At 62.7% G+C, this 26,020-nt stretch carries 25 protein-coding genes; 10 read left to right on the plus strand and 15 right to left on the minus strand.

Annotated features, from left to right (window positions below):
• The first annotated feature begins 201 nt into the window (after positions 1-201).
• Complete coding sequence (locus AC07VF_RS15360; RefSeq protein ID WP_495009170.1) at positions 202-2,085, plus strand: TonB-dependent receptor domain-containing protein; 1,884 nt, start codon at positions 202-204, stop codon at positions 2,083-2,085.
• Positions 2,086-2,102: 17 nt separating this feature from the next.
• Here AC07VF_RS15360 and AC07VF_RS15365 read toward each other — a convergent pair whose 3' ends face one another.
• The 11 genes from AC07VF_RS15365 to nrdR form a co-directional block, all read right to left on the minus strand.
• Positions 2,103-2,900 (minus strand): cobalamin-binding protein, encoded by a 798-nt coding sequence (locus tag AC07VF_RS15365; RefSeq protein ID WP_192173796.1) that lies wholly within the window; start codon positions 2,898-2,900, stop codon positions 2,103-2,105.
• 46 nt (positions 2,901-2,946) lie between these two features.
• The gene (ribA, locus tag AC07VF_RS15370) at positions 2,947-3,564 is read right to left on the minus strand and encodes a GTP cyclohydrolase II (protein ID WP_192173797.1); all 618 of its coding nucleotides are present in this window, start codon (positions 3,562-3,564) and stop codon (positions 2,947-2,949) included.
• A gap of 106 nt (positions 3,565-3,670) precedes the next feature.
• Positions 3,671-4,417, minus strand: coding sequence for a substrate-binding periplasmic protein (locus tag AC07VF_RS15375; RefSeq protein WP_495009169.1), 747 nt, complete (start codon positions 4,415-4,417; stop codon positions 3,671-3,673).
• A gap of 56 nt (positions 4,418-4,473) precedes the next feature.
• Positions 4,474-4,983, minus strand: coding sequence for a phosphatidylglycerophosphatase A family protein (locus AC07VF_RS15380; protein ID WP_122536850.1), 510 nt, complete (start codon positions 4,981-4,983; stop codon positions 4,474-4,476).
• Positions 4,980-5,945, minus strand: a complete 966-nt coding sequence (thiL, locus tag AC07VF_RS15385; RefSeq protein WP_192173799.1) for a thiamine-phosphate kinase — start codon at positions 5,943-5,945, stop codon at positions 4,980-4,982. The genes AC07VF_RS15380 and thiL overlap by 4 nt, the downstream gene beginning before the upstream one ends.
• 37 nt (positions 5,946-5,982) lie before the next feature.
• Positions 5,983-6,483: a transcription antitermination factor NusB gene (gene nusB, locus AC07VF_RS15390; protein WP_192173800.1), complete on the minus strand. Its 501-nt coding sequence runs from the start codon at positions 6,481-6,483 to the stop codon at positions 5,983-5,985.
• A complete protein-coding gene (gene ribH / locus AC07VF_RS15395; RefSeq protein ID WP_037017809.1) occupies positions 6,480-6,956 on the minus strand; it encodes a 6,7-dimethyl-8-ribityllumazine synthase in 477 nt (158 codons plus the stop codon). Before ribH ends, nusB begins: the two co-directional genes overlap by 4 nt.
• 147 nt (positions 6,957-7,103) lie before the next feature.
• Positions 7,104-8,195, minus strand: a complete 1,092-nt coding sequence (ribBA, locus tag AC07VF_RS15400) for a bifunctional 3,4-dihydroxy-2-butanone-4-phosphate synthase/GTP cyclohydrolase II (protein WP_192173801.1) — start codon at positions 8,193-8,195, stop codon at positions 7,104-7,106.
• 17 nt (positions 8,196-8,212) lie between these two features.
• A complete protein-coding gene (locus AC07VF_RS15405; protein ID WP_192173802.1) occupies positions 8,213-8,884 on the minus strand; it encodes a riboflavin synthase in 672 nt (223 codons plus the stop codon).
• Between the two features lie 46 nt (positions 8,885-8,930).
• Positions 8,931-10,070, minus strand: a complete 1,140-nt coding sequence (ribD, locus tag AC07VF_RS15410; RefSeq protein WP_192173803.1) for a bifunctional diaminohydroxyphosphoribosylaminopyrimidine deaminase/5-amino-6-(5-phosphoribosylamino)uracil reductase RibD — start codon at positions 10,068-10,070, stop codon at positions 8,931-8,933.
• A 2-nt stretch (positions 10,071-10,072) separates the two neighbouring features.
• Positions 10,073-10,537, minus strand: coding sequence for a transcriptional regulator NrdR (gene nrdR, locus AC07VF_RS15415; protein ID WP_065988433.1), 465 nt, complete (start codon positions 10,535-10,537; stop codon positions 10,073-10,075).
• 174 nt (positions 10,538-10,711) lie between these two features.
• Between nrdR and AC07VF_RS15420 the strand changes: the two genes are divergently transcribed.
• From AC07VF_RS15420 to trxA, 3 genes are all read left to right on the plus strand, one after another.
• Positions 10,712-11,164: a hypothetical protein gene (locus AC07VF_RS15420; RefSeq protein WP_192173804.1), complete on the plus strand. Its 453-nt coding sequence runs from the start codon at positions 10,712-10,714 to the stop codon at positions 11,162-11,164.
• Positions 11,161-11,814 (plus strand): 50S ribosomal protein L11 methyltransferase, encoded by a 654-nt coding sequence (locus AC07VF_RS15425; RefSeq protein ID WP_192173805.1) that lies wholly within the window; start codon positions 11,161-11,163, stop codon positions 11,812-11,814. Before AC07VF_RS15420 ends, AC07VF_RS15425 begins: the two co-directional genes overlap by 4 nt.
• Positions 11,815-11,920: 106 nt before the next feature.
• Positions 11,921-12,793, plus strand: a complete 873-nt coding sequence (gene trxA / locus AC07VF_RS15430) for a thioredoxin (RefSeq protein ID WP_192173806.1) — start codon at positions 11,921-11,923, stop codon at positions 12,791-12,793.
• A gap of 184 nt (positions 12,794-12,977) precedes the next feature.
• Here the strand turns inward: trxA and AC07VF_RS15435 are convergent, their stop codons facing one another.
• Entirely contained in the window at positions 12,978-13,331 is a 354-nt protein-coding gene (locus AC07VF_RS15435) for a hypothetical protein (RefSeq protein WP_192173807.1), read from the minus strand.
• A gap of 173 nt (positions 13,332-13,504) precedes the next feature.
• Here AC07VF_RS15435 and AC07VF_RS15440 point away from each other — a divergent pair, with 173 nt between their 5' ends.
• From AC07VF_RS15440 to AC07VF_RS15460, 5 genes are all read left to right on the plus strand, one after another.
• Positions 13,505-14,083 carry a DUF2796 domain-containing protein gene (locus AC07VF_RS15440; protein WP_122536840.1) on the plus strand — a complete coding sequence of 193 codons (579 nt, stop codon included), beginning with the start codon at positions 13,505-13,507 and terminating at the stop codon, positions 14,081-14,083.
• Positions 14,084-14,146: 63 nt separating this feature from the next.
• Positions 14,147-14,857 (plus strand): ABC transporter ATP-binding protein, encoded by a 711-nt coding sequence (locus AC07VF_RS15445; protein ID WP_192173808.1) that lies wholly within the window; start codon positions 14,147-14,149, stop codon positions 14,855-14,857.
• Position 14,858: 1 nt separating this feature from the next.
• The gene (locus AC07VF_RS15450; RefSeq protein ID WP_495009168.1) at positions 14,859-16,124 is read left to right on the plus strand and encodes an ABC transporter permease; all 1,266 of its coding nucleotides are present in this window, start codon (positions 14,859-14,861) and stop codon (positions 16,122-16,124) included.
• A 10-nt stretch (positions 16,125-16,134) separates the two neighbouring features.
• A complete protein-coding gene (locus AC07VF_RS15455) occupies positions 16,135-16,659 on the plus strand; it encodes a DUF3299 domain-containing protein (protein ID WP_192173810.1) in 525 nt (174 codons plus the stop codon).
• A 111-nt stretch (positions 16,660-16,770) separates the two neighbouring features.
• Positions 16,771-17,457 carry an OmpW/AlkL family protein gene (locus tag AC07VF_RS15460; protein ID WP_282370151.1) on the plus strand — a complete coding sequence of 229 codons (687 nt, stop codon included), beginning with the start codon at positions 16,771-16,773 and terminating at the stop codon, positions 17,455-17,457.
• An 82-nt stretch (positions 17,458-17,539) separates the two neighbouring features.
• On the opposite strand, the gene AC07VF_RS15465 is transcribed toward AC07VF_RS15460, so the two are convergent.
• Together AC07VF_RS15465 and AC07VF_RS15470 are read right to left on the minus strand one after the other, a co-directional pair.
• Entirely contained in the window at positions 17,540-18,469 is a 930-nt protein-coding gene (locus tag AC07VF_RS15465) for an NAD-dependent epimerase/dehydratase family protein (RefSeq protein WP_192173812.1), read from the minus strand.
• Positions 18,462-19,346 (minus strand): sugar nucleotide-binding protein, encoded by an 885-nt coding sequence (locus AC07VF_RS15470; RefSeq protein ID WP_122536834.1) that lies wholly within the window; start codon positions 19,344-19,346, stop codon positions 18,462-18,464. The genes AC07VF_RS15465 and AC07VF_RS15470 overlap by 8 nt, the downstream gene beginning before the upstream one ends.
• Before the next feature lie 202 nt (positions 19,347-19,548).
• Here AC07VF_RS15470 and AC07VF_RS15475 point away from each other — a divergent pair, with 202 nt between their 5' ends.
• Positions 19,549-23,862: a DEAD/DEAH box helicase gene (locus AC07VF_RS15475; RefSeq protein WP_495009167.1), complete on the plus strand. Its 4,314-nt coding sequence runs from the start codon at positions 19,549-19,551 to the stop codon at positions 23,860-23,862.
• Between the two features lie 3 nt (positions 23,863-23,865).
• Here the strand turns inward: AC07VF_RS15475 and AC07VF_RS15480 are convergent, their stop codons facing one another.
• The gene (locus AC07VF_RS15480; protein WP_495009166.1) at positions 23,866-26,019 is read right to left on the minus strand and encodes a mechanosensitive ion channel family protein; all 2,154 of its coding nucleotides are present in this window, start codon (positions 26,017-26,019) and stop codon (positions 23,866-23,868) included.
• Position 26,020: the final 1 nt, after the last annotated feature.

A 26,020-nucleotide genomic window follows, 5' to 3' on the forward strand; every position in this document is an offset into this window, starting at 1 on the left:
GTCCGGGCGATGGGGGGCGTGAGACTGTCCTGCTGTGGTTGTACACCGCAATCAGCTGACAAACGCGAACCCTGTGGGAGTGAGCTTGCTCACGAAGAGGTCTGCCCATTTAACGTATCTTCATCGCCTGTAACCCGGCATTCGCGAGCAAGCTCGCTCCCACTGGGGCCAGGGGTGTCAGACAGCCTACTTGTATAGAACATGACCCTTTCCCGCCTCGCGCTCGCCTTCTCCCTCATCCCCGCCACCCAAGCCTTCGCCGATCAGCCTGATCGCGAAAGCGCCTTGAAGCTGGACAGCGTGGTGATCAGCGCCAATCGCCAAGTCGAGCAGCGTGATGCCAGCACTGCGGCGAGCACCGTATTCACCCGTGCCGACATCGAGCGGCTGCAACCCAGCAGCGTCACTGACCTGCTGAGTCGCGTGCCCGGCGTGCAAGTGGCGCCCAGCGGCGGCCGGGGCAGTTTGCCGGGGATTTTCATTCGCGGGACCAAAGCTGCGCAGAGCCTGGTGCTGGTCGATGGGCAGCGCATTGCCAATGCGACGTCGGCGGACAGTAACCTGCAATACCTCAACGTCGAGCAGATCGAGCGAGTGGAAGTGCTGCGCGGATCACGCTCGGTCATCTACGGCGCAGACGCCATTGGCGGGGTGATTCAGATCTTCACTCGACGGGGCGCCGAGCAAGGCCTCCAGGCCCGCCTGCATACGAGTTTCGGCAATCGAGGCACGCAGCAGCAGAGCCTCGGCGTGTCGGGCGGTGATCAGCAAACGCATTTCAACCTCAGCACCAGCCTGGATGAAACGGCAGGCATCGACCGCACCGGCCCGTCCTTCTCCAGCGATGACGATCACGACGCCTACCGCAATAAATCCCTGAGCCTGAACCTCAGCCACTGGCTCAGCGACGACGTGGAAATGGGCCTCAACGCTCTGGATAATCGGGGCAAGACCGAGTTCGACAACCCGTTCGGTCTGTTCGACCCGGTCACGTTCAACACGGTGGGTCAGCAGCAATACAGCAAGTTTGACCTGAGCAGCCTCGGCACCTACGTCGACGCCCGCATCAACCAGACCTGGAAAACCCGTCTGGAGCTGGGCCACAGCGAGAATCGCGAAAAGACGGTGGATAAGCTGAGCAACGATCACTACGAGTTCAACACCTACCGCGACTCGTTCAATTGGCAGAACGACCTGACCCTGGACGAGCGCAACAGCCTGATGCTGGGAGCCGACTGGTACGAAGACCGCGTCAACAGCAGCACGCCGTTCGACGAGGACAGCCGCTGGAACCGCGCGGCGTTCATCCAGCATCGTTTCAAAGGCGAGCACTTCTCGACCGAGCTCGGCCTGCGCCATGATCAGAACGAGCAGTTCGGCAGCCAGAACACCTGGAGCGGCACCCTCACCGTTCCGCTCAATGACGCCAACGACGTGCTGCTGTCCTACAGCGAAGGCTTCCGCGCGCCGACGTTCAACGACCTGTATTACCCGGACTTCAGCAACCCGAATCTCAAACCCGAGCACTCCAAAAGCTACGAGCTGCAATGGCGCAGTCGCCTGAGCGAAACCGCCCGCCTTGAGGCCTCGCTGTATCGCACTGATCTGCAGGACGCGATTGCCCTCGACAGCGACTTTCGCCCCCAAAACATCGGCTCGGCACGGATCAAGGGTGTCGAAGCGTCCCTTGAGCAGCAATTGTTCGGCTGGACCGGCAAGCTCGGCGCGTCGGTCATCGACCCGCGTGACCGTGACACTGGGCACACGCTCAACCGTCGCGCTCGCCGCACCCTGAACCTCGATCTTGATCGGCAGTTCGATCGCCTCGGTGTCGGCGCCAGTTGGCAGGCCGTCAGCGACAGCTACAACGACGAGGCCAACACCCAGCACATCGGCGGCTATTCGTTGTTTGGATTGCGCAGCAGCTGGAAAGCCAGCGACGAAGTGAAGCTTGAGTTCAAACTGGATAACGCCCTGGACAAACGCTACAGCCGCACGCTGTACAGTTTTGATGGCAGCAACTACGGCTATCGCGAAGAGGCTCGAACGTGGATGTTTGGCGTGACCTGGACGCCTGAGCTGTAGATTTGCAGCCCGACTGTTCAGCGTTCCGGCGCTATTACGCTGCACACCTTCGCCACCGCTTCCACCATCTGCCCGCTTGCTCGTTCGAAGCCTTTATCGGGCACGGCAAAAAGGCGACCGGCTTTTACGGCCTTCAACTGCGACCAGCTTTTCCATGCCGGCAACAATGCAGCGTCGCTGGCGAGAATCACGTCCGGATCTCGCTGCAGCACTGACTCGATACTCACCTGCGGCGCCGGCAGGGTCAGGTCTTCAAACACGTTGCGTGCGCCGCAGACGGTCAGTGCATCGCTGATGATCTGGCCGCCGCCTACGGTGTAAAGCGGCTGATCCCACACTTGGTAAAAGACTCTCAGCGAGACATCGCGGCGATAACGCTCACGCAATCCGGCCAATCGCTGACGGAAATCCCCCGCTACTTGTCGTCCACGATCGGCGAGGCCAAGGCGTTCGCCCATCTGCTCGATCTGATCAGCCAGTTCTTTCAGCGTGTGAGGCTCGGCGGTGTAGGTAGGAATATTCAGGCGCCTCAGTTGGTCGCGCTGGGTTGCACTGACGCTGCCGGGCCATAGCAGCAAAAGATCGGGCTGCAAACTGAGCAGGCGCTCGATGTCGAGCTGCCCGTAGCGACCCACCGAAGGCAGGCGTGCCACCTTTGTCGGACGTGGACCGCCGTCGACCACACCGACCAGCAGATCGGCGGCATCCAGTTCGATAACAATTTCAGTAAGAGAGGGTGCGAGGCTAACGACCCGCTGCGCAGCGCCGGCCTGAAAAGCAACCAGCAACAGGAGAAAGGCAACCCAGCGGCGCATCAAGCGCGTCCAGCCTGCGCCAGACGACGGCGCAGACTGCAAAGCATCACGCCGGATCGACTTCGCTCTGATGCTCGTTACCCATCATGTGACCCAGCTTGCCGGCCTTGGTCGCCAGATAGAGCTTGTTGTGCGGATTGTGGCCGGTGTGCAGCGGCACACGCTCGGCGACAGTGATGCCCATGTCTGTCAGCGCTTTGACTTTGCGGGGGTTATTGGTCATCAAACGCAGGGACTGGATGCCCAGATGCTCCAGCATCGGCAGGCAAATGCCGTAATCACGCTGGTCAGCGGCGAAGCCCAGACGCTCGTTCGCTTCAACGGTGTCGGCACCGCCGTCCTGCAATTCATACGCGCGGATCTTATTCATCAAGCCTATGCCGCGGCCTTCCTGGCGCAGGTACAACAGCACGCCGCGGCCTTCGGCGGCGATGGCGCGCAACGCCGCCTCAAGCTGGGAACCGCAGTCGCATCGCTGACTGAACAGCGCATCACCGGTCAGGCATTCGGAATGCACACGGCCGAGTACCGGGGCCCCGTCTGACACATCGCCGAGGGTCAGCACGACATGCTCGCGACCGTTTTCCTGCTCGAGAAAGCCGTTCATCTTGAAAGTGGCAAAAGGGGTAGGCAGCTTGGAAGCCGCGACAAATACGACGGGCACCGGGTGCTCCTGATCAGTATGAGGGTTGGAAATTCGCAACATTGTAACAGCAGGTTCCGGCAGACGCTTAGGCTGAATTGTCGGCCAATCAGATCAACAAGTTTGATCAGTGGGCAGCGTCATTACCGGATTGACGACCGTCTGTGTCGAACGGATACGCATGCTTCCAGCGTGCAAAGATCGGCCGCAGCTTGCCGCTGTGCACAAGTTCGCCCATCCGTATGTCAAACAGATCCCGCAGCGCGTGCCCTCGCGGGGTATCGGCAAAGCTCAGGTACAACGGAATGGAGGTGAGATAGGTCAGCCGATAACGCTGAGGATCGTCGCTTTGGGCAAGGACAAAGTCCATTTCCGGTTTGGCATCGATATACAGATCTGCGCGCCCGTATTCGAGCATCGGCAGAACGTGATCGCGCCGGGCGACCTCGTTGAAGTGCGTCACGTTGGGCAGATAGTGCTGATACTCGTAGCCACGCACCCAGGCCAAACGGTATTTGCCCAACGTCTGCAGAGAAGGAAGCGGCTTGGAGGCCAGACCCAGCGTGTAAATCTCGTCGGTGTCGTAGTTCCACTTCGAGTAGAGCGTGCCCTCGACCTCATCCTTGTAGGCGGCAATCCACGCGTCGGCCTCGCCCCGCTGCACCAGCCCGACCGCGCGGGTGTACGGCTCGATGCGCTGCTCAACCCTGACGCCGGCCGGCTCGAAGATCTCCCGCATCAAATCCCAACCCAGCCCCGTGCCGTCGGTTTCGGTGTAACCAATCCAGTGCTCGCTGACCAGCTGGATGTCATTAGGCTTGTCAGACATCGGCGCAGGAGTTGCCCCATCGGCAGTCGCCCAGACACTTGTCATCAGCAACCACACAGCGAGCAGCCATCCCACCCCTGAACGCCTCATGAGCGTAGCCCCTACATCACGGCCCACAGCCAGACCAGCCCTTGCATCGCCAGCCATGCGAACACACCGGCCAGGACATCATCCAGCATGATGCCGACGCCGCCGTGCACGTGCTTGTCGATCCAGTGAATGGGCCAAGGCTTGAGGATGTCGAAAAAGCGGAACACCAGAAAACCCACCAGCAGCCAAGGCCAGCCTTCAGGTACCAGCCACAAAGTGATCCACATCCCGACCATCTCGTCCCAGACGATGCCTTCATGGTCGTGAACGCGCAGGTCGTCCGCCACTTTGCCGCACAGCCAGAAGCCGAACAGTATCGTCAGGCCGAGCACCAGCCAGTAGCCCCAGTCCGGCAGCATCTGCCACAGGGGAATAAACGGCACTGCGACCATTGAGCCCCATGTGCCGGGCGCTTTGGGCAATGTGCCGGAGCCGAAGCCGAAAGCCAGGAAATGCCACGGATTGGTCCAAACGGACGGAGGAACGTTCTCCGCCGGGACCTGATTAGGATGATCTGTCACCGTGTCTCCTGAAAATGTTGATAGCCCCGAATCAACGGGGTGACGTCCTGCCCAAGTGCGTCGATCAGCGCCACGCCGTGGCCTTCGACCACCCGACCCAGAACGAAAACAGGCAAGCCGGCGGCCTGCAGTTCAGCCAGCCATGATGGCGGCAACGTGAAAGCCAGTCTGTAGTCATCGCCCCCACTGAGCGCCGCATTCAACGCCGCATCAGGCCCGAAAAAACTCAGCAGCGCGTCAGACATCGGCACTTTTTCGCGCTCAACGAGCAAGCGCACGCCCGAGGCGGTGGCGATATGTCCGCAGTCGGCGAGCAGTCCGTCAGAGATGTCCAGCGCCGCGCTGGCCTTGCCGCGCAACGCGATGCCCAGCTCGAACTGCGGCTGCGGCGACCAGTAACGCGCCAGCAAGGCCTGAGTGGTAGACGCCTCGGTGCTGCGCTGGTTCAACACCAACGGCAGCGCTCCGGCCGCGTCGCCCAGCGGACCGCCCACGCACAACAAATCGCCGGGCCGTGCGCCGCTTCTGGTCAGGGCCTGCCCGTTGGGGACCGTGCCGAAAACGGTGACCGTCAGGCTGAACGGCCCGCGCGTGGTGTCGCCACCGATCAGGCGCAGGCCGCAGCCTTGGGCCATGGTGTTCAAACCACGGGCGAACGCTTCCAGCCAGTCGGCGGAAACCTGCGGCAGGGTCAGAGCAAGGGTAAAAGCGAGAGGACTGGCGCCCATGGCAGCCAGGTCGCTGGCCGACACGCCGAGAGCGCGCTGGCCGAGCAGAAAAGGATCGCAGACGTCGGGGAAATGCACCCCGGCGACCAGCGTGTCAGTGGAGACGGCGAGTTGCTCGCCAGCGGCCACCGACAACAGGGCGCAGTCGTCGCCGATCCCCAAGGCAACGCCTTCGCCGGGCCGCGCGCAGGGCGCGGCGGCAAAGTAATTGCGGATCAGCTCGAACTCGCCCATGGCGGAGACGCTCAGGTTCTGGAGAAACCCAGAAGCCTCAGCGCTTGTGCGCCTTCACTTCGACTTCGCGCAGACGCGGAGCCAGCTTGTCGAGCACGCCGTTGACGAACTTGTGGCCGTCGGTCGAACCGTAGACTTTCGCCAGCTCGATACCTTCGTTGATGACCACGCGGTACGGCACGTCGACGCGCTCCAGCAGCTCCCAGGTCGACAGACGCAGAACCGCCAGCTCAACCGGGTCCAGCTCGTCGATGGTCAGGTCCAGACATGGCGCCAGCGCTGCGTCGATCTTGTCCTGATTGCCCGGAACACCGTGGAGGATGTCGTGGAAGTAAGCGGCATCGACGGAGGTGAAGTCATTGTCGACGCGAAATTGTGCTTCGATTTCGTTCAGCGACTGGCCAGCCATGTGGCGCTGGTAAAGGGCCTGCATCGCCATCTGGCGAGCGGCACGACGCTTTTCGCTTTTCGATGGCTTGCCAGCGTCTGCCGCACGTGGATCACGCGGGTTGAACTGATCGCTTTCGTCGTTAATCACTTGGCCTCCAACTGCGCCAACAGGCTGACCATCTCGATGGCGGACAAGGCAGCTTCAGCGCCTTTGTTGCCGGCCTTGGTGCCGGAACGCTCGATCGCCTGCTCGATGGAATCGACAGTCAGGACGCCGAACGCGACCGGTACGCCGAACTCCATGGACACCTGGGACAGGCCCTTGGTGCATTCGCCAGCGACGTATTCGAAGTGCGGGGTGCCGCCACGAATGACGGCGCCGAGGGCGATGATGGCGGCGAATTCGCTGCGTTGAGCGACCTTCTGCACGACCAGCGGGATTTCGAACGCGCCCGGTGCGCGGATGATGGTGATGTCGCTTTCGCTCACGCCATGGCGAACCAGGGCATCAACGGCACCGCTCACCAGGCTTTCGACGACGAAGCTGTTGAAGCGGCCAACCACCAGGGCATAGCGACCTTGGGGGGCGATGAAGGTACCTTCGATGGTCTTCAGGGTCATTCGGCTGAGTCTCGTGTTCTCGTATTAAAGAGCATGAAAGCGCGCATCGGGCGCGCGCTTTCAGGGATTTTAGGCCACGAATGGGCGACTGCAGGGACCAGAACCACCCACGGCTGAACGCTGTCGGGGCCTGTCACCTGCCGGTCTTTATTCGGAGGGCACGTATTCTACAACTTCCAGATCGAAACCGGATATCGCATTGAACTTCATTGGCGAACTCATCAGGCGCATTTTGCGCACGCCGAGGTCACGAAGGATCTGCGAACCGGCACCGACGGTGCTGTAAGTGGTCGGCGTCTTGATCGGTGTGCCGCCAGCGGTTTCACGCACATGGGCCAGAACCGTGTCGCCATCGAGCGGGTGACCGAGCAGCAGCACGACGCCGCTGCCGGCCTCGGCCACGGTCTTCATGGCAGCGCGCAGGCTCCAGCGGCCGGGCTGCTTGACCATCAGCAGGTCGCGCAGCGGGTCCATGTTATGCACGCGAACCAGTGTGGCTTCTTCCGCGCAGATCTTGCCCAGCGTCAGCGCCAGGTGCACGTCACCTTCGACGGAATCGCGGTAGGTCACCAGATTGAAATGGCCCAGTTCGCTGTCGAGAGGCTGCTCGGCGATCCGCTGAACGGTACGTTCGTGGATCATCCGGTAATGAATCAGGTCGGCAATGGTACCGATCTTGATGTTGTGCTCGGCCGCGAAAGCTTCCAGTTCAGTACGACGGGACATGGTGCCGTCGTCGTTCATGACTTCGCAGATCACGCCGGTCGGCTCGAAACCGGCCATGCGCGCCAAGTCGCATGCCGCTTCGGTATGGCCTGCGCGGGACAGTGTGCCGCCGGCCTGGGCCATCAGCGGGAAGATGTGGCCCGGGCTGACGATGTCTTCGGCCTTTGCATCCTTGGCAGCAGCGGCCTGAACGGTGCGCGCGCGGTCGGCGGCGGAAATCCCGGTGGTCACACCCTCGGCGGCTTCAATGGACACGGTGAACTTGGTGCCGAAGCCCGAGCCATTGCGCGGCGCCATCAACGGCAGTTTCAGGGTTTCGCAGCGCTCGCGGGTCATCGGCATGCAGATCAGGCCACGGGCGTAACGCGCCATAAAATTGATGTGCTCGGCCTTGACGCACTCGGAGGCCATGATCAGATCGCCTTCGTTCTCGCGGTCTTCGTCATCCATGAGGATGACCATCTTGCCTTGGCGAATGTCTTCAACCAGTTCTTCGATGCTGTTGAGCGCCACGCGGCACCCCCTTCGATTCAGGATTTGAGGTAGCCGTTGGCGGCCAGAAAGCTTTCGCTGATGTTGCCGCCCTGGGCTGGGGTCGGATCGGCCGCTTTGTCACCGAGCAGCAAACGCTCGAGGTAACGCGCCAGCAGGTCGACTTCCAGGTTGATCTTACGGCCGGGGCGGTAGTCGCCCATGATGGTTTCGGCGAGCGTGTGCGGCACGATGGTCAGCTCGAACTCGGCGCCGTTGACGGCGTTCACGGTCAGGCTAGTGCCGTCGACAGTGATCGAGCCCTTGTGGGAGATGTACTTGGCCAGCTCGCGGGGGGCGCGCATGCGGAACTGGATCGCACGGGCGTTTTCTTCTCGGGACAGTACTTCGCCGACGCCGTCGACGTGGCCGCTGACCAGATGGCCGCCCAGGCGCGTGGTCGGGGTCAGGGCTTTTTCCAGATTGACCCGGCTGCCGGTTTTCAGATCGACGAACGCAGTGACGTTCAGGGTTTCGCGGCTGACGTCGGCCCAGAAGCCGTCGCCTGGCAATTCAACGGCTGTCAGACAGACGCCGTTGACGGCGATGCTGTCGCCCAGTTTGACGTCGGAAAGGTCGAGCTTGCCGGTCTCTACGTAAACGCGGACGTCGCCGCCTTTCGGAGTGATGGCGCGGATGCTGCCGATGGATTCGATGATGCCGGTAAACATGGGTGCTCCTGGAAAACAGGGCCAGCGCTGAGCGCGGAAGCCGGAATTATACGCCGGGGTGCGACGCGGGTATCGCAATGACTCGCCAGTCATTGCCGACCGCGCGCATTTCGACGATCTTGAGTTCGAGCGCCTCGCTCATCTGCGCCAGCGGCAGGTCCAGCAACGGTCGCGCCGACGAGCCCATGAACTTGCCCGCCACGAAGATCTGAAATTCATCCACCAGGCCCAGTCGGGTAAACGCGCCGGCCAGTTTGGGACCGGCTTCGACCAAAACGTCATTGACGCCCCGGGCCGCCAGTTCAACCAGCAGTTTGCGCAGGTCGACATGCCCGCCGCTGCTGGGCAGTGCCAGCAGTTCGTGGCCTTCGTCGTGGTAGCGCTCGCGGGCCGATGCAGCGGCGCAGGTCACCACCAGCGCGTTGCCCGCTGTAAAGAACGGCGCGTCGAGAGGCACACGCAAACGGCCGTCGATCAACACGCGCAACGGCGGTCGGGTCGCGGCCAGGGCGCTGAGTTCGGCGTTCAGGCCCAACTCGTCAGGGCGCACGGTGAGCCGCGCGTTGTCGGCGAGCACGGTATCGGCGCCGGTCAGCACCACGCTCGACTGCGCACGCAGGCGCTGCACGGCAGATCGCGCTTCAGGGCCGGTGATCCACTGGCTTTCGCCGCTGGCCATGGCCGTGCGTCCGTCGAGGCTCATCGCCAGCTTGACCCGCACGTAGGGCAGGCCGTGTTCCATGCGCTTTAGAAAGCCTTTGTTCAGCGCTCGCGCTTCGCTCTCAAGCACGCCGCTCTGCACCGCGATCCCGGCGTTCATCAGGCGCAACAGGCCACGGCCGGCCACATCGGGATTGGGGTCTTGCATGGCAGCGACCACACGCGCCACGCCGGCGTTGACCAGCGCGTCGGCGCACGGCGGGGTGCGGCCATGATGACTGCAGGGTTCGAGGGTGACGTAAGCGGTGGCGCCCTTCGCCTTGTCGCCCGCCTGGCGCAGCGCATGCACTTCAGCGTGGGGCTCGCCGGCGCGGACGTGCCAGCCTTCGCCGACAATGGCGCCATCACGCACGATCACGCAGCCAACACGCGGGTTGGGATGCGTCGAGTAGACGCCTTTGCGCGCCAGTTCCAGCGCCCGCGCCATGTAGGCTGCGTCGAGCACGCCTTGCTCTGTCGAGGTCATGCTCACTCTTTAACCGGCTCGCGGGCCAGTCGGTCGATTTCTTCGCGGAATTCGTTGAGGTCCTGAAACCGCCGATAAACAGAAGCAAAGCGGATGTAGGCCACTTCGTCGAGCTTCTGCAATTCGCCCATGACCAGCTCACCCACGATCAGCGATTTGACCTCGCGCTCGCCGGTCGCACGCAGTTTGCTTTTGATATGGGCCAGGGCCGCTTCGAGACGCTCGACGCTGACCGGGCGCTTCTCCAGCGCGCGCTGCATGCCGGCGCGCAGCTTCTCTTCGTCGAAGGGCTGACGGCTGCCGTCCTGCTTGATCAGCCGGGGCAGAACCAGTTCAGCGGTTTCGAATGTGGTGAAGCGTTCTTCGCAGGCGACGCATTCGCGGCGGCGGCGAACCTGATCGCCTTCAGCAACGAGGCGCGAGTCAATGACTTTGGTGTCGTTGGCACCGCAAAAGGGACAGTGCATGGTGGCAGGCAACAAAAAAAGGGAGGGCCATGGTAGCGCATCTCGCTGGCAAGACAAGTCCGGGGCTTTAAGGTATATAGACGCGCATTCAGTGCGGTGAAACCCGTCGCACTCAGCGATACTGCGCCATCCCGTGCGTATCTCGCCCGCATTCTGCTTTGTCTGGAGCTGTTCATGACGCTACGTACGCTTGCTGTAATCAGCCTTGTGGGCCTGCTCGCTGCCTGCAGCACGGCCGAAGCGCCAAAACCTGCGGCGCCCGCCAAACCTGCGCCCAACGCCATTACGCTGCCGGAAGGACAAGGTCCGTTGCAGCCGTTCCAGCGCGAATTGAGCGGCCAGTTGCTGGGCGTGCCAGCCGGCGCGGAAGTCGAGCTGGCGCTGCTGGTGATCGACGATCGCAATCGCCCGCAGAAACTGCTGGCCAGCACCAAGCTGCTGGGGAACAACCAGTCGCTGCCGTTTCAGCTGCGCTTCAATCCTGAGGCCTTTCCGGTGGGCGCGCGCGTTGAACTGCGCGGCCGCGCCAGCAAGTCGGGGCAGCTGATTCTGCATCTGCCGTCCGTGCTGATCACCCAGCCCACCACTCAGGCGCTGGGTCAGCTGCAATTCGCTCCCGCGCCGTGACCGCTCCGTTTCACCTGCAAGCCGCATTGGGCGAACTGTTGGGCGATGCGCAACTGGTTGCCGAAGCGCTGCCGGGGACGGACCTGAAGCTGTGGCTGATCGACGCGAACAATATGGATCGCGCGTTCAGCCCCGAGGAAACCCGGCGCATTCTCGAAGACCCGCCCTACTGGAGTTTCTGTTGGGCCAGTGGCCTGGCGCTGGCGCGCTTTCTCGCCGAGCAGCCGCAGTGGGTTGCGGGCAAGCGCGTGCTGGATTTCGGCGCGGGCTCGGGTGTCGCAGGCATCGCGGCGATGAAGGCCGGGGCGCTCGAAGTCGTCGCCTGTGATCTCGATCCGCTGGCGATCGAGGCCTGCCGAGCCAACGCTGAGCTGAACGGCGTGACGCTTCAGTATTCGGGGGACTTCTTCGCCGAAGACGATCGTTTCGATCTGATCCTCGTGGCGGACGTGCTGTACGACCGCGCCAACCTGCCGTTGCTGGATCAGTTTCTCAGTCGTGGCAAACAAGCGTTGGTGGCCGATTCCCGGGTGCGGGACTTTCAGCACCCCTTGTATCAGCGACTGGGAATTCTGGAGGCGCTGACGCTGCCCGATCTGGCCGAGCCGTGGCAGTTTCGCAAGGTGAGTCTTTATCACGCGGTCAGGTGATGAGCCGCTAGGCGTCTGCAATTTGACGACAGGCATCAACCCCGCTTCCGACAATCCCCCCAGCCCTTTATAGTTCGCGCCATCAAGCCTTCTTTCGAGACCCGCGATGAGCCAGGACACGCCGTACATCTTTGATGCGACCACCGCCACTTTCGATCAGATGGTCATCGAGAATTCCTTTCACAAACCCGTGCTGGTGGATTTCTGGGCCGAGTGGTGCGCGCCGTGCAAGGTGCTGATGCCGCTGCTGCAACAGATTGCCGAGAGTTATCAGGGCGAGTTGCTGCTGGCGAAGGTCGACTGCGACGCTGAACAGGACATCGTGGCCCGCTTCGGCATTCGCAGCCTGCCCACCGTGGTGCTGTTCAAGGACGGCCAGCCGGTGGATGGGTTCTCCGGCGCCCAGCCTGAATCGCAAATCCGCGCACTGCTTGAGCCCCATGTGCAAATGCCACCGCCGGCCGCCGCCGACCCGCTGAAAACCGCGCAGGCGATGTTCGCCGAGAGCCATTTCGCCGAAGCCGAAGCGGTTCTGCAGACCATCCTCGCCGAGGACAACACCAACGCTGCCGCGCTGATTTTGTATGCGCGCTGCCTGGCCGAACGTGGCGAGCTGACGGAAGCGCGCACGGTGCTGGACGCGGTGAAGAGCGATGAGCACAAAGCCGCGCTGGCCGGGGCGAAGGCGCAATTGACGTTTCTGGCTGAAGCCGCCGCGTTGCCTGACGTCGCCGAGCTGAAGTCGCGCTTGGCGCAGAACCCGCAGGACGACGAAGCCGCGCACCAACTGGCGATCCAGCAATTGTCCCGTCAGCAATACGAAGCCGCGCTGGAAGGACTGCTCAAGCTGTTCATCCGCAACCGCAGCTACAACGAAGGCCAGCCGCACAAGACGCTGCTGCAGGTGTTTGACTTGCTGGGGAATGATCATCCGCTGGTCACGACCTACCGTCGTCGGCTGTTTGCGGCGCTTTACTAGCCTTCCCTGCTGAAGCCGGTCTTTTAATGGACCGAGCCAGTTCCAAGGAATGTACGCGGTCTACTTGTGGGACCGGCTTTAGCCGGGAAGAGGCCCGCACCAGCACCCTCAATTTTGTGGTGTGACGGCTGAAGCATTCCCGGCTAAAGCCGGTCCTACACGGGTCCAAAAACGGTTGTGTGTATCATTCGATCCAGTGATACACCGGCGTGTCGCCCTGGCTTTCCACTTTCACGTTGGCGCTGTGGCGCATCCGCACCATCAGGCGTTTGCCCGCAGCGGTGCTACCCGACAAACCTTCCAGCTGACCGAGTAGATCCGGCCCGGTCAGATGGCCCGCTTTGCGCAACAGCTCTTGAGCGATATCCCAGACAGCATCGTTGCGACTGGCCGCAGGCTTGACGGACGTATCAACCGGCGCCGACGTTGCCTGCACCTGCGCGCCTGACTGAATGCCCAGCCGTGCCCAGTCGGCGTCGTCCATTTCCACAGTCAGATCCACCGGCAGATCGCCGACGGTTCCACGGATTCGCAGCATGGGGTGTGTCCTCTGATAGGGCGGACCGGCATGGTCCCACAGGAATTGTCGACCTGCACGTGATCCCTGAAAGCTCACCCTCCCACAAGGCTGATTGAAAAAGTTAAGAAACAGCGCAACGCATTGTTATAAGATCACATAACAAATTTCAGACTCGCCCCCGGAGCTTCCCCATGCGTCGTTTGCTACTCGCCCTGCCCTTCGCCTTGCTGCCCCTCGCTGCTGCTCAAGCGGCTGATGAACATGACCACGATCATGAGCACGGCAGTCTCGGCGCGCATGTGCATGGTGTCGCGCGGCTGGATATGGCGCTGGACGGTCGCACTCTGGAACTGGAACTCGACACGCCGGCGATGAACATCGTCGGCTTCGAGCACCCGGCAACCACGGACGCTGACAAGATGACCTTGGCCCTGGCCAAGGAAACCCTGCTCAAACCCCACGCCCTGTTCAGTCTCCCGGAGGCAGCCGGATGCACCGCGACCAAACAGCGGGTGGAAAGCACGCTGTTCGGCGACAAGGATGACGACGATCACGACCACGCCGATGGCGACGCGGCTGAACACGAGCACAGCGAAATTCACGGCCACTATCAGTTCACCTGCAGCGCGCCGAACGTGCTCAACAAGCTCGATCTGACCCAGCTGTTCAAAAGCTTCCCGGCCACCCAGACCATTCAGGTGCAGCTGGTGACACCGAAACGCCAGATGGGCGCTGAAGTGCGTCCGAGCAATCCGGTGGTCAAGTTTTAACCAACGCCACTCCATCAGCGACCGGGCTTCCCGGTCGATCACTTTTCAAACGCACGTGTGGCCATGACTCAAGCGCTCATTGAATTGTCCGAACTCGGCTTCAGCTGGCCGGGGCATCCGCAGCTGCTGGACATTCAGGCGTTTCGCCTCGATGCCGGCGAAACCCTGTTTCTCAAAGGCCCCAGCGGCAGTGGCAAAACCACGCTGCTCGGTCTGCTGGGCGGTGTGCAGCGCCCCAACCGCGGCAGCGTTCGCCTGCTCGGCCAAGAACTGACACAGCTCTCGGCCGGCGCCCGGGACAGGTTTCGTGTCGACCACACCGGCTACATCTTTCAGCAATTCAATTTGCTGCCGTTTTTGTCGGTGCGCGAGAACGTCGAGCTGCCGTGCCGCTTTTCCAAATTACGCACCCAGCGGGCCACCCAACGCCACGGCAGCGTCGACATAGCGGCCGAAACCCTGCTCGCTCACTTGGGTTTGAAAGACCCCGAAATGCTCAGCCGCCGCGCCGATTCGCTGTCCATCGGTCAGCAGCAACGGGTTGCTGCCGCTCGCGCCCTGATCGGCCAGCCGGAGCTGGTGATCGCTGACGAACCCACCTCGGCGCTGGATGCCGACGCCCGCGAAGCGTTCATTCAGTTGCTGTTCGCCGAGTGCCGCGAGGCCGGCGCCAGCCTCTTATTCGTCAGCCACGATCAAAGCCTGGCGCCGCTGTTCGACCGCAACCTGTCGCTGGCCGAACTCAATCGCGCCGCCGTCGCTGCAGAGGTTTGAGATGTATCTTCTTCGTCTGGCGCTGGCCAGCCTCGCCAACCGCCGCTTCACTGCCTTCCTCACCGCATTCGCCATCGCCCTCTCCGTCTGCCTGCTGCTGGCGGTCGAACGGGTGCGCACCGAAGCACGCGCCAGTTTTGCCAGCACCATCAGCGGCACGGACCTGATCGTCGGCGCGCGCTCGGGATCGGTCAACCTGCTGCTGTACTCGGTGTTCCGCATCGGCAACGCCACCAACAACATTCGCTGGGACAGTTTCGAGCACTTCGCCAACAGCAAGCAGGTGAAGTGGGCGATTCCGATTTCCCTCGGCGACAGCCATCGCGGCTATCGGGTGATGGGCACCAACGAATCGTATTTCGAGCATTACCAGTACGGCCGTCAGCAGCACCTGGAGCTGGCCGACGGCCGGCCGTTCGCCACCGACCCGTTCGAGGTGGTGCTCGGCGCGGAAGTGGCGGACGCGCTGCATTACACGCTGGGCGACAAGCTGGTGCTGGCCCACGGCGTCGCGACGGTGAGTCTGGTCAAGCATGACGACAAGCCGTTCACCGTCGTCGGCATTCTCAAACGCACCGGCACGCCGGTGGACCGCACGCTGCACATTAGCCTCGGCGGCATGGAAGCGATTCACATCGACTGGCACAACGGCGTGCCCGCCCAAGGCGCCGGGCGTATCAGTGCCGACCAGGCCCGCAACATGGACCTCACGCCCACCGCCATCACTGCATTCATGCTCGGGCTGAACAGCAAGATCGCCACCTTCGCTGTGCAGCGCGACATCAACGAGTTCCGGGGCGAGCCGATGCTGGCGATTCTGCCGGGGGTGGCGTTGCAGGAGCTGTGGAGCCTGATGGGCACGGCTGAAAAAGCGCTGTTGGTGATTTCGCTGTTTGTGGTGCTCACCGGGCTGATCGGCATGCTGACGGCGATTCTCACCAGCCTCAACGAGCGGCGTCGGGAGATGGCGATTCTGCGCTCGGTGGGCGCACGCCCTTGGCACATCGCCAGTCTGCTGGTGCTGGAAGCGTTTGCCCTGGCGCTGGGAGGATCGGTTTGCGGACTGGCGCTGCTTTACATCGGCATTGCCTCTGCGCAGGGTTACGTGCAGGCCAATTACGGTTTGTACCTGCCGCTGTCCCTGCCAAGCACCTACGAATGGACGCTGCTGGCAGGCATTCTCGGCGCTGCCGTGTTGATGGGCACCGTTCCCGCGTGGCGTGCCTATCGCCAGTCGTTGGCAGACGGGTTGTCGATTCGTTTATGAGGTCGTTGTGATGCGAATGGGTTGGCTGCTGTGGTTGATGATCGTCGCAACGCCGTTGTGGGCCCAGGACCTGCGCGTGCTGACGTGGCAGGAAATGATCCCGCCCGACGCGCCACCGGTGAAGCTGATCACCGCGCCGATCCATAACCTGTCGAGCATGGCAGACACCCTGTCCGTCGAGTCCGCGCCGGCCGCCCATCAACTGGCGCCCCATGCACCGGTGGTCAAGTCGCTGGACGGCGAGCGAGTGCGTCTGCCGGGTTACATCGTGCCGCTGGAAGTCAGCGAGGAAGGCCGGGTGACGGAGTTTCTGTTGGTCCCATATTTCGGCGCCTGCATTCATGTGCCTCCACCGCCGCCGAATCAGATCGTCCACGTGACCAGCGAACTGGGCGTCAAGGTGGACGAGCTGTACCAGCCCTACTGGATCGAAGGCCCGATGCAGGTCAAATCCTCGACCACCGAACTGGCCGACGCGGGTTACCAGATGGAAGCGGACAAGATTCTGGTGTACGAAATGCCAGATGAGCAGTGAGGGTCGTTAGCAGGCACACCCTAATTGCACTTTCATTGAGCCAGGTCAAAAACCGCGAAACAGACGCTTCGTAACATACGGCATCTCTTTTTATGCCCTTACGGAGCCCCCATGCACAAGTCCCTGCTCAGCGTGCCCCTGCTCGCGCTTGCACTCGGTGTCCCTCTCGCCGCTCACGCCCACCAGGCCGGTGACTTCATCATTCGCGCCGGTGCTGCCACGACGGCGCCCAACGAAGAAAGCGGAAACCTGAAGCTGGACGGCACCAAAGTCCCGGGTACCAAAGCGACGCTGGACAGCGACACCCAACTGGGGCTGGCCTTCGCCTACATGCTCACCGATCACGTGGGCCTTGAGTTGCTGGCGGCAACGCCCTTCCAGCACACTGTCGCGGTTAAAGGCCTGGGCCCGGGTCTGGATGGCAAGCTGGCGGACGTGAAACAGCTGCCGCCAACCCTGTCGCTGCAGTACTACCCGATGGACGCGACGTCGAAATTCCAGCCATACGCCGGTGTCGGCGTGAACTACACCTGGTTCTACGACGAAAACCTGAGCAGCGAACGCAAAGGACAGGGCATGAACAACCTGCACATCAAGAATTCGTGGGGCTGGGCCGGTCAGATCGGCGCGGACTACATGCTGACGGACAAGATCATGCTCAACGCCGCCGTCTGGTACGTGGACATCGACACCCAAGCCACGCTGGACGGTCCGTCGGCGCTGGGCGTCGGCCGAACCAAAGTGAACGTGGACGTCGATCCATGGGTGTACATGGTCGGCGTGGGCTACAAGTTCTAAGCGCTTGAAGTTCGAAGCGTTTGCGCCCGAACCAGCAGGCACAAAAAAGGCACCTCCTCGGTGCCTTTTTGCTGCGCGGGTTTCAGCGCCCCAGCAGCCGCGCCAGCCCGACTTTCAGCGGCGTCGGCTCGGGCACCTTAAAGCGCTCAAGCAGACGCTGATTGCTGGCACGTGAATGCTTGATGTCACCCGAACGTGCCGGCAGGTAGCTCACCGGCGGCAGATCTCCCACCACCTCGGCAAGGGCGCTCAGCAGCTCATTCAACGAAGTCGTCGCGTTCAGCCCGACATTGACTGCGCCCTCTGCCACCGTCGGCATCTCGATGCCCTGCACCACAAGGTCCACCAGGTCCTCGACGTAGAAGAAGTCCCGGGTCTGCTCGCCGTCGCCGAACACCGCAATCGGCAGACCGTTTACCGCCCGCTCTGCGAAAATGCTGATCACGCCGGAGTACGGCGAAGAAGGGTCCTGACGCGGGCCGAAGATGTTGAAGAAGCGGAAAATCACGGGCTCGAAACCGTGCTGGCGACGATAGAAATCGAAGTAGTGCTCACCGGCCAGTTTGTCCGACGCGTAGGGGGTCAGCGGCGCTTTCGGCGTGTCTTCGGTGATGGCCTCGCCTTCACCGTTATTGCCGTAAACCGCAGCGCTGGAAGCAAACACCACGCGTTTGATACCGGCCTCGCGCATCGCTTCACAGACATTTAGCGTGCCGATGAAATTGCTCTGGTGCGTCTTCACCGGATCATCCACCGAGGCCTGCACCGACGCGACGGCAGCCAGGTGCGCCACGGCCTGACAACCCACCGCCGCCCGGGCCACCAGCGCGGCATCGGCGACATCACCTTCGATCAACTCGACACGGGGATTGTCCAGAGGCAGGTTGCTGCGTTTGCCGGTGGAAAGATCGTCGAGGATGCGTACCGCGTAGCCCTTGGCGAGCAGCGCGTCGGTCAGGTGCGAACCGATGAAACCGGCGCCGCCGGTGATGAGGACAGGAGCATCAGACATGGCGGTAATAGCGGTCCAGTAGGTTGGGCAAACCAGCACGCCAGGCGCGTGGCTTGATACCGAAAGTGTGGAGAATTTTCTTGCAGGCGAGCACGGCGTTCTGCGGCTCTTCGCTGGCGTCCGGGCGCGCGGCGTGGGCCTGGGCGGTCGGCGTTTCGATTGCCAGCGGGCGCAGCAGACGTGCTTCGGTCAATACGGCCTGACCGAACGCCAATGGCGTGGTCGCTTCGTGCCCGGCGTAGTGGTAAGTGCCCCACAGCGGCGCGGCGCAATCGAGCTGTTTGAGCACCGAAATGATGACCCTTGCGGCGTCATCGACCGGGGTCGGATTGCCACGACGGTCGTCCGCCAGCAGCAATTCACCGGGGGATTCGGCGCGGCTGAGAAAGCGCCCGAGCACGCCTTCGGCGCTGTCGTCGAGCAGCCAGCCGAACCGAAGCAGCACGTGCTGCGGGCAGGTGGCGCGCACGCTTTGCTCGATGCGCCACAAGGCCTGGCCACGGGAACCCAGCGGCACGGGCTCGTCTTTTTCGCTGTAAGCCGTCGCCCGCGAACCGTCGAACACGCGGTAGCTGGACGGTTGGACGAGGACGATATTGTGGTGCTGGCACAGTTCAGCGAGACGCTCGACGGAGCGTTCCTGATTGTCCAGCCTGTCAGCGCTCACCCGCTCCGCCTGAAACCAGTCGAAGTAGTAAGCGAGATTGATCAAGGCATCCGGGCGGGTGTCATCGAGCAGTTGCGTCAGGCTTGCCGCGTCCCAACCGTCTTGGGGTGGACGCGGCGCGAGGAAACCAATGTTCTCCTCGGCACCTAGACGAATCAACGCCTGCCCGAGGGCATTCCCGCCGCCCAACAGCATAAGGCGCATTCGCATAGAGTCAGCAGGCTCAGTCTTCAGGTCGATTAAAAATAGGTGAAAAACGTCCGCAAACATAACACGTCATCGGGCAAGTCCCAACAACGGCGGGCATGCGCGCGTGCGGCGCCCTGAAACGCGTCTCCGATCACTCGCCCTTGTGTCTTCCCCTGAGCATCTGACCCTTGCATCTACCCGCCGGCGCCCGCATTAATTGCGCATGAACCTTCCCCAGACGCCCGACCCGGTGCTCGACGCCTTTCATCCGGCGGTCAGCGCGTGGTTTCGCTCCACGTTCCCGGCCATTACCGCGGCCCAGGCCCAGGCGTGGCCGCTGATCAAACGACGCGAGTCCACATTGATTGCCGCGCCCACCGGCTCCGGGAAAACCCTGACGGCGTTTCTGGCAGTCATCGATGATCTGGTGCATCAAGGACTGGAGCACGGCGGCGAGCTGCCGAATGAGACCTTCGTGGTCTACGTCTCGCCCCTGAAAGCGCTGTCCAACGACATCCAGATCAACCTGCAGAATCCGTTGGCGGGCATCACCGATCAATTGGTTCAGCAAGGCCTGCCGGGGCTGCGCATCACCACCGCCGTGCGCACCGGTGACACGCCGCAGAAAGAACGTACGGCCATGCGCAAAACCGCGCCGAATATTTTGGTCACGACGCCGGAATCGCTTTATGTGCTGCTGGGATCCGACTCCGGCCGGCGCATGTTGTCGAGCACGCAGACCGTCATCGTTGATGAGATTCACGCCATCGCTGCGGGTAAGCGCGGCAGTCATCTCGCACTGACCCTCGAGCGTTTGCAGGCGCTGTGTGCAAAGCCGCTGCTGCGCATCGGGCTGTCGGCGACGCAAAAGCCCATCGAGCGGGTGTCACGCTTTCTGGTCGGCAGCGATCCGCTCAGCCGTCCCTGCGCCATCGTTGACATCGGTCACGCGCGTCCTCGGGATCTGGCCATCGAAGTGCCGCCGGTTGCCTTGAGCGCCGTGATGTCCAGTGACGTCTGGCAACTGGTCTATGACCGGCTCGCGGTGCTGGCGCGCGAACACCGCACCACTCTCATCTTCGTCAACACCCGGCGGCTGGCTGAGCGCATGGCGCGGCATCTGAGTGAGCGACTGGGCAAAGAGGCGGTAGCGGCCCACCACGGCAGCATGGCAAAAGAGCAACGACTCGACGCCGAGCAGCGCCTCAAGCGCGGTGACCTGCAGGTGTTGATCGCCACGGCTTCGCTGGAGCTGGGGATTGATATCGGTGACGTCGATCTGGTTTGCCAGATCAGTTCGCCCCGATCCATCGCTTCCTTCTTGCAGCGGGTCGGTCGTTCCGGGCACCACGTAGGCGGGACGCCCAAGGGACGGCTGTTTGCTGTTTCCCGGGATGATCTGATCGAGTGCGCGGCGCTGCTGGATTGCGTGCGTCGCGGCGAGCTCGACACACTGGTCATTCCCGAGGCGCCGCTGGATGTGCTGGCGCAGCAGATCATTGCCGAGGTCAGCTGTCAGGAATGGCAGGAGCAGGACCTGCTGGCGCTGTTCCGCAAGGCCTCGCCCTACGCCGAAGTCGACGAAACCCATTATCAGGCGCTGCTCAGCATGCTCGCCGAGGGTTACAGCGGGCGTCAGGGCGTGCGCGCGGCGTACCTGCATCGCGACGCGGTAACCCGCACGTTGCGTGGTCGGCGCGGCAGCAAACTCACCGCGGTCACCAGCGGCGGCACGATTCCGGACAATGCCGATTACAGCGTGGTCCTCGAACCCCAGGCGCTCAACATCGGCACCGTCAACGAAGACTTCGCCGTGGAAAGCGCGGCGGGTGACATCTTCCAGCTGGGCAACACGTCCTACCGCATTCTGCGGATCGAGTCCGGCCGCGTGCGGGTCGAGGACGCCCACGGCATGCCGCCGAACATCCCGTTCTGGATGGGCGAGGCCCCGGGGCGCAGCGATGAATTGTCTTTTGCCGTCGCACGTTTGCAGGCCGACATCGATGAGCAGCTCAGCGCCCATCCCGGCAACCTTCTGGCCTGCACGGACTGGCTGATGAAAAGCCTGGGCCTGGATCTCGCGAGCGCCGAGCAGATCATTGAATACCTCGCCCGCGCGCACTCGGCCCTGGGTGCGCTGCCGTCACAGGACACGCTGGTCATTGAGCGCTTTTTCGATCAGTCCGGCGGCACGCAGCTGGTGATTCATTCCCCGTTCGGCAGCCGGGTCAATCGTGCGTGGGGCCTGGCGCTGCGCAAGCGCTTCTGCCGCACCTTCAACTTCGAGCTGCAAGCCGCCGCCAGCGAGGACGCCATCGTGCTGTCGCTGTCCACGGCGCACAGTTTTGCGCTCGATGAAGTCTGGCGTTATCTCAACTCCGCCACTGCCGAGCATTTACTGATTCAGGCAGTGCTGGATGCGCCGCTGTTCGGCGTGCGCTGGCGCTGGAACGCCGGTGTCGCACTGGCCCTGCCGCGTTACACCGGCGGGCGAAAAGTGGCGCCGCAGCTGCAGCGGATCAAGAGCGATGACCTGATCGCCACGGTGTTTCCGGACCAGATCGCCTGCCTGGAAAATCTGGTGGGCGAGCGCGACGTGCCCGAGCATCCACTGATCGAGCAAACTCTGGACGATTGCCTGCACGAAGCCATGGACGCCGAAGGCTGGCTCAAACTGCTGCGCCGCATGGAGAGCGGCGAAGTGCGTCTGGTCAGTCGCGATCTGCCCGCGCCCTCTCCACTCGCAGCGGAAATTCTCAACGCCAAGCCGTATGCGTTTCTCGACAACGCGCCGCTGGAAGAACGTCGCACCCAGGCGGTGCTGAATCGGCGCTGGAGCGATCCGGAATCCACCGATGATCTCGGCGCGCTGGATGTCGATGCGATCAAAGCGGTGGCCGATGAAGCCTGGCCGCAGCCGCAAAGCGTGGATGAGATGCACGAGGCGCTGATGACCCTGGGCTGCATCACCGGCGTTGAGGCCCGCGAGCACGGCGACTGGATGAAATGGCTGGAAAGTTTGGCCCGCTCAGGCCGGGGCACGCGCTTGCAGGTCACCCCGGAGCAGGCGTTGTGGATTCCGCTGGAGCGGCTGACCTGTTTGCAGGCGATCTATCCCGCCGCCGAAATGCACCCGCCCTTGGCGGCATTGGCCGGGTTCGATGAAACGTGGAGCGAGGACGAAGCGCGCGTAGAAATCGTGCGGGCGCGGCTTGGCGGTTTCGGCCCGCTGACGGTTCCCGCCATTGCCGAGCCGTTGGCGCTGACGCACAGCGAAGTCGCACAGGCGCTGGCCCAGCTGGAGAACGAAGGTTATGTGCTGCGCGGCCAGTTCAACCCTGACGCCCGCGAGGAACAATGGTGCGAGCGGCATCTGCTGTCGCGTATCCACCGGTATACGGTCAAACGCCTGCGCCGGGAAATCGAGCCGGTGTCGCTGCAGGACTTCACCCGCTTCCTGTTCGACTGGCAGCATCTGTCCGCCACGACCCAGAGTCAGGGCAAAGCCGCCTTGCCGGAAGTCGTCGCGCAACTGGAGGGTTTTTCGTCGGCGGCAGGCGCCTGGGACAGTGATCTGCTTCCAGCCCGCTTGAAGGACTATTCATCGATCTGGCTGGATGACCTGTGTCGGTCCGGCAAGGTGGTGTGGATGCGCCTGACCAGCCGCAACAAGGTCGGCAGCGCTGCGTTGCGCAGTACGCCGATTGTGCTGCTGCCGCGACCGCAGGTTCGCCTGTGGACCGGGCTGACCGAACAGCCGGCGCCGATCGAGTTATCACTGCGCGCGCAGAAGGTCCATGAAGTGTTGTCCAGCCAGGGCGCGATGTTTTTCGATGAGCTGACCTCCGAAGCTCACTTGCTGCGGGCTGAACTGGAAACGGCGCTGCAGGAATTGGTCGGCGCAGGGCTGGTCAATGCCGACAGCTTCGCCGGGCTGCGCGCGCTGATCACCCCGGCGAGCAAACGCAGCAGCCACACCAGCCGACGCAATCGCGGCGCCTTCATTGGCGGCATGGACGATGCCGGGCGCTGGGCGTTGTTGCGTCGCGCGCCGGCGAAGGAAGAAGGCGTGTCGCAACGGATCGACAGCGACACACTGGAGCATGTCGCCATGACCTTGCTGCGTCGATACGGCGTGGTGTTCTGGCGCCTGTTGGAGCGCGAGGCGTACTGGCTGCCGACGTGGCGCGAGTTGCTGCGCACGTTCCATCGGCTTGAAGCTCGCGGAGAGATTCGCGGCGGGCGCTTCGTTGCCGGCCTGGCCGGTGAGCAATTCGCGCTGCCCGAAGCCATCCCGTTGTTGCGCGAAGTCCGCAACCGCCCGCTGGACGGCAGCTTGATTGCCGTCAGCGGGGTCGACCCGCTCAACCTCGCCGGGACGCTGCTGCCCGGCGCGAAAGTCCCGGCGATTGTCGGCAACAAGCTGGTTTACCGCGACGGCATTCCCATCGCCGCCATCATCGCCGGCAAGCCCCAGTACTGGGGCGAGGTGGATGAGGCGCTGATGTTGCAGGTGCGTGATCGGCTGTTCCGGTAGATCTCAAGCCGGGCTTTCGGACCCGTCCTTGTTCACCACCGATGTCTTGCCGGGCAGCGCTTGTTGCTCTGCACCTTCTTCCCCCTCAGGTGCCTGACGATTGTGCGGGCTCATTACCAGTTGTGGATAAGTTTGCGCGAAGCGCACATCAGCTGACTTATCCACAAGCCGCTTGAGCCGGTCGTTGAATGCACGGCTCACCGCGTACTGCCCACCCGAAGAGGTGCGGAACTGCGCCGTGATGACAATGCCGTTCATGTCCATGCGGTCCAGCCCGAACACCTCCAGCGGCCCCTGCAGTTTGCTCGCCAGCAGCAAATCGTCGCTGATCGACTGGCCCGCTTCACGAATCAGCGAGGTCGCCGCGTCAACGTCCGTGTCGTAAGTGAACTGGAACGAGAAGAACGCATAAGCGAACTGCCGGGACTGGTTGGTGACGGCCTTGATCTGTCCGAACGGCACCGAATGCACGAAGCCCTTGCCGTCGCGCAGACGCAGGGTGCGGATGGTCAGGCTCTCGACTGTGCCGGCGTGGCCCGAATCCAGCACCACCCAGTCGCCGATGGAGATGGTGTCCTCGATGATGATGAACAGTCCGGTAATGACGTCCTGCACCAACTGCTGCGAACCGAAACCGATCGCCAGCCCGACTACCCCGGCACCGGCCAGCAGTGGCGCGACGTTGATGCCCAGATTGGCCATGGTTGTGATGGTGCAGATCACCACCAGGATGATCTTCATCGCGTTGCGCAACAGCGGCAGGATGGTCTTCACCCGCGTGCTCGGCTGACGCGCGGAACGTCCATTGGCCGGAGGCTTCAGGGCTTCCTGAATGGCCGTGTCCATTACCACCCACAGCAGCCAGGTCACCAGCAGAATTAGACCGATGCTGCTCAGCGAATCGCTGATCACTTTGCCCAGCGCATTGCGTTGGGCAAATTCAAACAGCGAGAAACCCCAGATCCGACCCAGCAACTCGATGAAGCCAATCGCCAGCGCGATACGCATGACGGCGTGCAACAGGCTCAGCAAACGCTCCTTGTAAACACTGTCGGTCCGCGCCTCGGTGGGCTTGAACACGTGCTGGAACAAGGTGCTGAGAAACACCGCGCCGATCAACAGGACCGTCGTCAGCAACGCGCAACGCAAGGCTTCCTGGCTGCCTTCGCCGGCGCCGATCAGATTCACCGCCGAGACCAGAATCATCAGCAGGATCGGCAAGTGCCACAGGCTGGAGAAAATCTTCAGCGTCTGTTGCACCGCGGGCCGCGCCAGCCGGGCGCCGAGGGAACGGTTGCGGATCAGATGGGCGATCGGCCGACGCATGCGGATGACGACCATGCCAAACATGACCGACGCCATCAGCCCGGTGAACGCGGCGATGCTGGTGGTCACGTTGCCGCCGAACAGCCTGGCAATCTGCGGACTGGTCAGCGCGTCGCTCAACGCCGCGAGAAAGCCGATGATGAACAACGGGTGCGGCGCGTAGTGACGAATGATGCGCACCGCCGGCCGTTTGTGGCCCGAATTGAACAGCACGATCAGCGACAACAGCACGGATGTGGAGAAAATCCCGCTGCTGGTCGAGTACGCCAGACACAGCGCCAGCGCGCGCCCCACCGACGTCGGCATGAAGTGACTGACGTAGAGCGTCAGCGGCAGGCAGATCAGCGCCGGCACCATGTAAGGCAACACATAGCCCAGCACACCGACCACGCGATCGCGGCGAATCAGGAACCGATGCCGTGATAACCGATTGACCAGAAACGCGCCGATTCGGTTGAGCAGCAGGAACGCGCCCGCCCACACCAGGGACAGCATCACGAAATCGCCGGCAATCCGCCACGCTGACCGCGACTGCGGTTTGTTGACCAGCGCGTCGATCTCGTCAGCGGCTCGGTCGGCGCGCAGGCGCCAGGAGTCGAGCAAGTGGCCATCTACATCGAGCTTGTCTTGCACGCTGTCGATGCTGGAACTGATGGCGCCGAGCAATCCGCCTTTGACCAGAATCTCCGCTTTGGCAGGATCCTCTGGCGCCGGGTCGGCAGGTGCGGCAGCGCCAGCAGTGGCAGCGGCGGGGGCGTCGGCGGCTTGAACATTGACGCTGAAAACGCTTAACAGCAGGCACAGCAACAGAAAGGGTTTGAAATTCGGCAAA

It is taken from the genome of Pseudomonas sp. GW821-FHT02H06 (genome assembly GCF_059421525.1).

Excerpts from the sequence above, each read along its gene's own strand:
- nrdR (WP_065988433.1), bottom strand. The coding sequence starts at position 10,537 with ATGCACTGTCCCTTTTGCGGTGCCAACGACACCAAAGTCATTGACTCG.
- AC07VF_RS15365 (WP_192173796.1), bottom strand. The coding sequence starts at position 2,900 with ATGCGCCGCTGGGTTGCCTTTCTCCTGTTGCTGGTTGCTTTTCAGGCC.
- AC07VF_RS15435 (WP_192173807.1), bottom strand. The coding sequence starts at position 13,331 with ATGCTGCGAATCCGTGGAACCGTCGGCGATCTGCCGGTGGATCTGACT.
- ribD (WP_192173803.1), bottom strand. The coding sequence starts at position 10,070 with ATGACCTCGACAGAGCAAGGCGTGCTCGACGCAGCCTACATGGCGCGG.
- AC07VF_RS15440 (WP_122536840.1), top strand. The coding sequence starts at position 13,505 with ATGCGTCGTTTGCTACTCGCCCTGCCCTTCGCCTTGCTGCCCCTCGCT.
- thiL (WP_192173799.1), bottom strand. The coding sequence starts at position 5,945 with ATGGGCGAGTTCGAGCTGATCCGCAATTACTTTGCCGCCGCGCCCTGC.
- AC07VF_RS15470 (WP_122536834.1), bottom strand. The coding sequence starts at position 19,346 with ATGCGAATGCGCCTTATGCTGTTGGGCGGCGGGAATGCCCTCGGGCAG.
- AC07VF_RS15460 (WP_282370151.1), top strand. The coding sequence starts at position 16,771 with ATGCACAAGTCCCTGCTCAGCGTGCCCCTGCTCGCGCTTGCACTCGGT.
- trxA (WP_192173806.1), top strand. The coding sequence starts at position 11,921 with ATGAGCCAGGACACGCCGTACATCTTTGATGCGACCACCGCCACTTTC.
- AC07VF_RS15360 (WP_495009170.1), top strand. The coding sequence starts at position 202 with ATGACCCTTTCCCGCCTCGCGCTCGCCTTCTCCCTCATCCCCGCCACC.
- AC07VF_RS15475 (WP_495009167.1), top strand. The coding sequence starts at position 19,549 with ATGAACCTTCCCCAGACGCCCGACCCGGTGCTCGACGCCTTTCATCCG.
- AC07VF_RS15450 (WP_495009168.1), top strand. The coding sequence starts at position 14,859 with ATGTATCTTCTTCGTCTGGCGCTGGCCAGCCTCGCCAACCGCCGCTTC.
- AC07VF_RS15420 (WP_192173804.1), top strand. The coding sequence starts at position 10,712 with ATGACGCTACGTACGCTTGCTGTAATCAGCCTTGTGGGCCTGCTCGCT.
- AC07VF_RS15455 (WP_192173810.1), top strand. The coding sequence starts at position 16,135 with ATGCGAATGGGTTGGCTGCTGTGGTTGATGATCGTCGCAACGCCGTTG.
- ribH (WP_037017809.1), bottom strand. The coding sequence starts at position 6,956 with ATGACCCTGAAGACCATCGAAGGTACCTTCATCGCCCCCCAAGGTCGC.
- AC07VF_RS15405 (WP_192173802.1), bottom strand. The coding sequence starts at position 8,884 with ATGTTTACCGGCATCATCGAATCCATCGGCAGCATCCGCGCCATCACT.
- AC07VF_RS15375 (WP_495009169.1), bottom strand. The coding sequence starts at position 4,417 with ATGACAAGTGTCTGGGCGACTGCCGATGGGGCAACTCCTGCGCCGATG.
- AC07VF_RS15445 (WP_192173808.1), top strand. The coding sequence starts at position 14,147 with ATGACTCAAGCGCTCATTGAATTGTCCGAACTCGGCTTCAGCTGGCCG.
- AC07VF_RS15465 (WP_192173812.1), bottom strand. The coding sequence starts at position 18,469 with ATGTCTGATGCTCCTGTCCTCATCACCGGCGGCGCCGGTTTCATCGGT.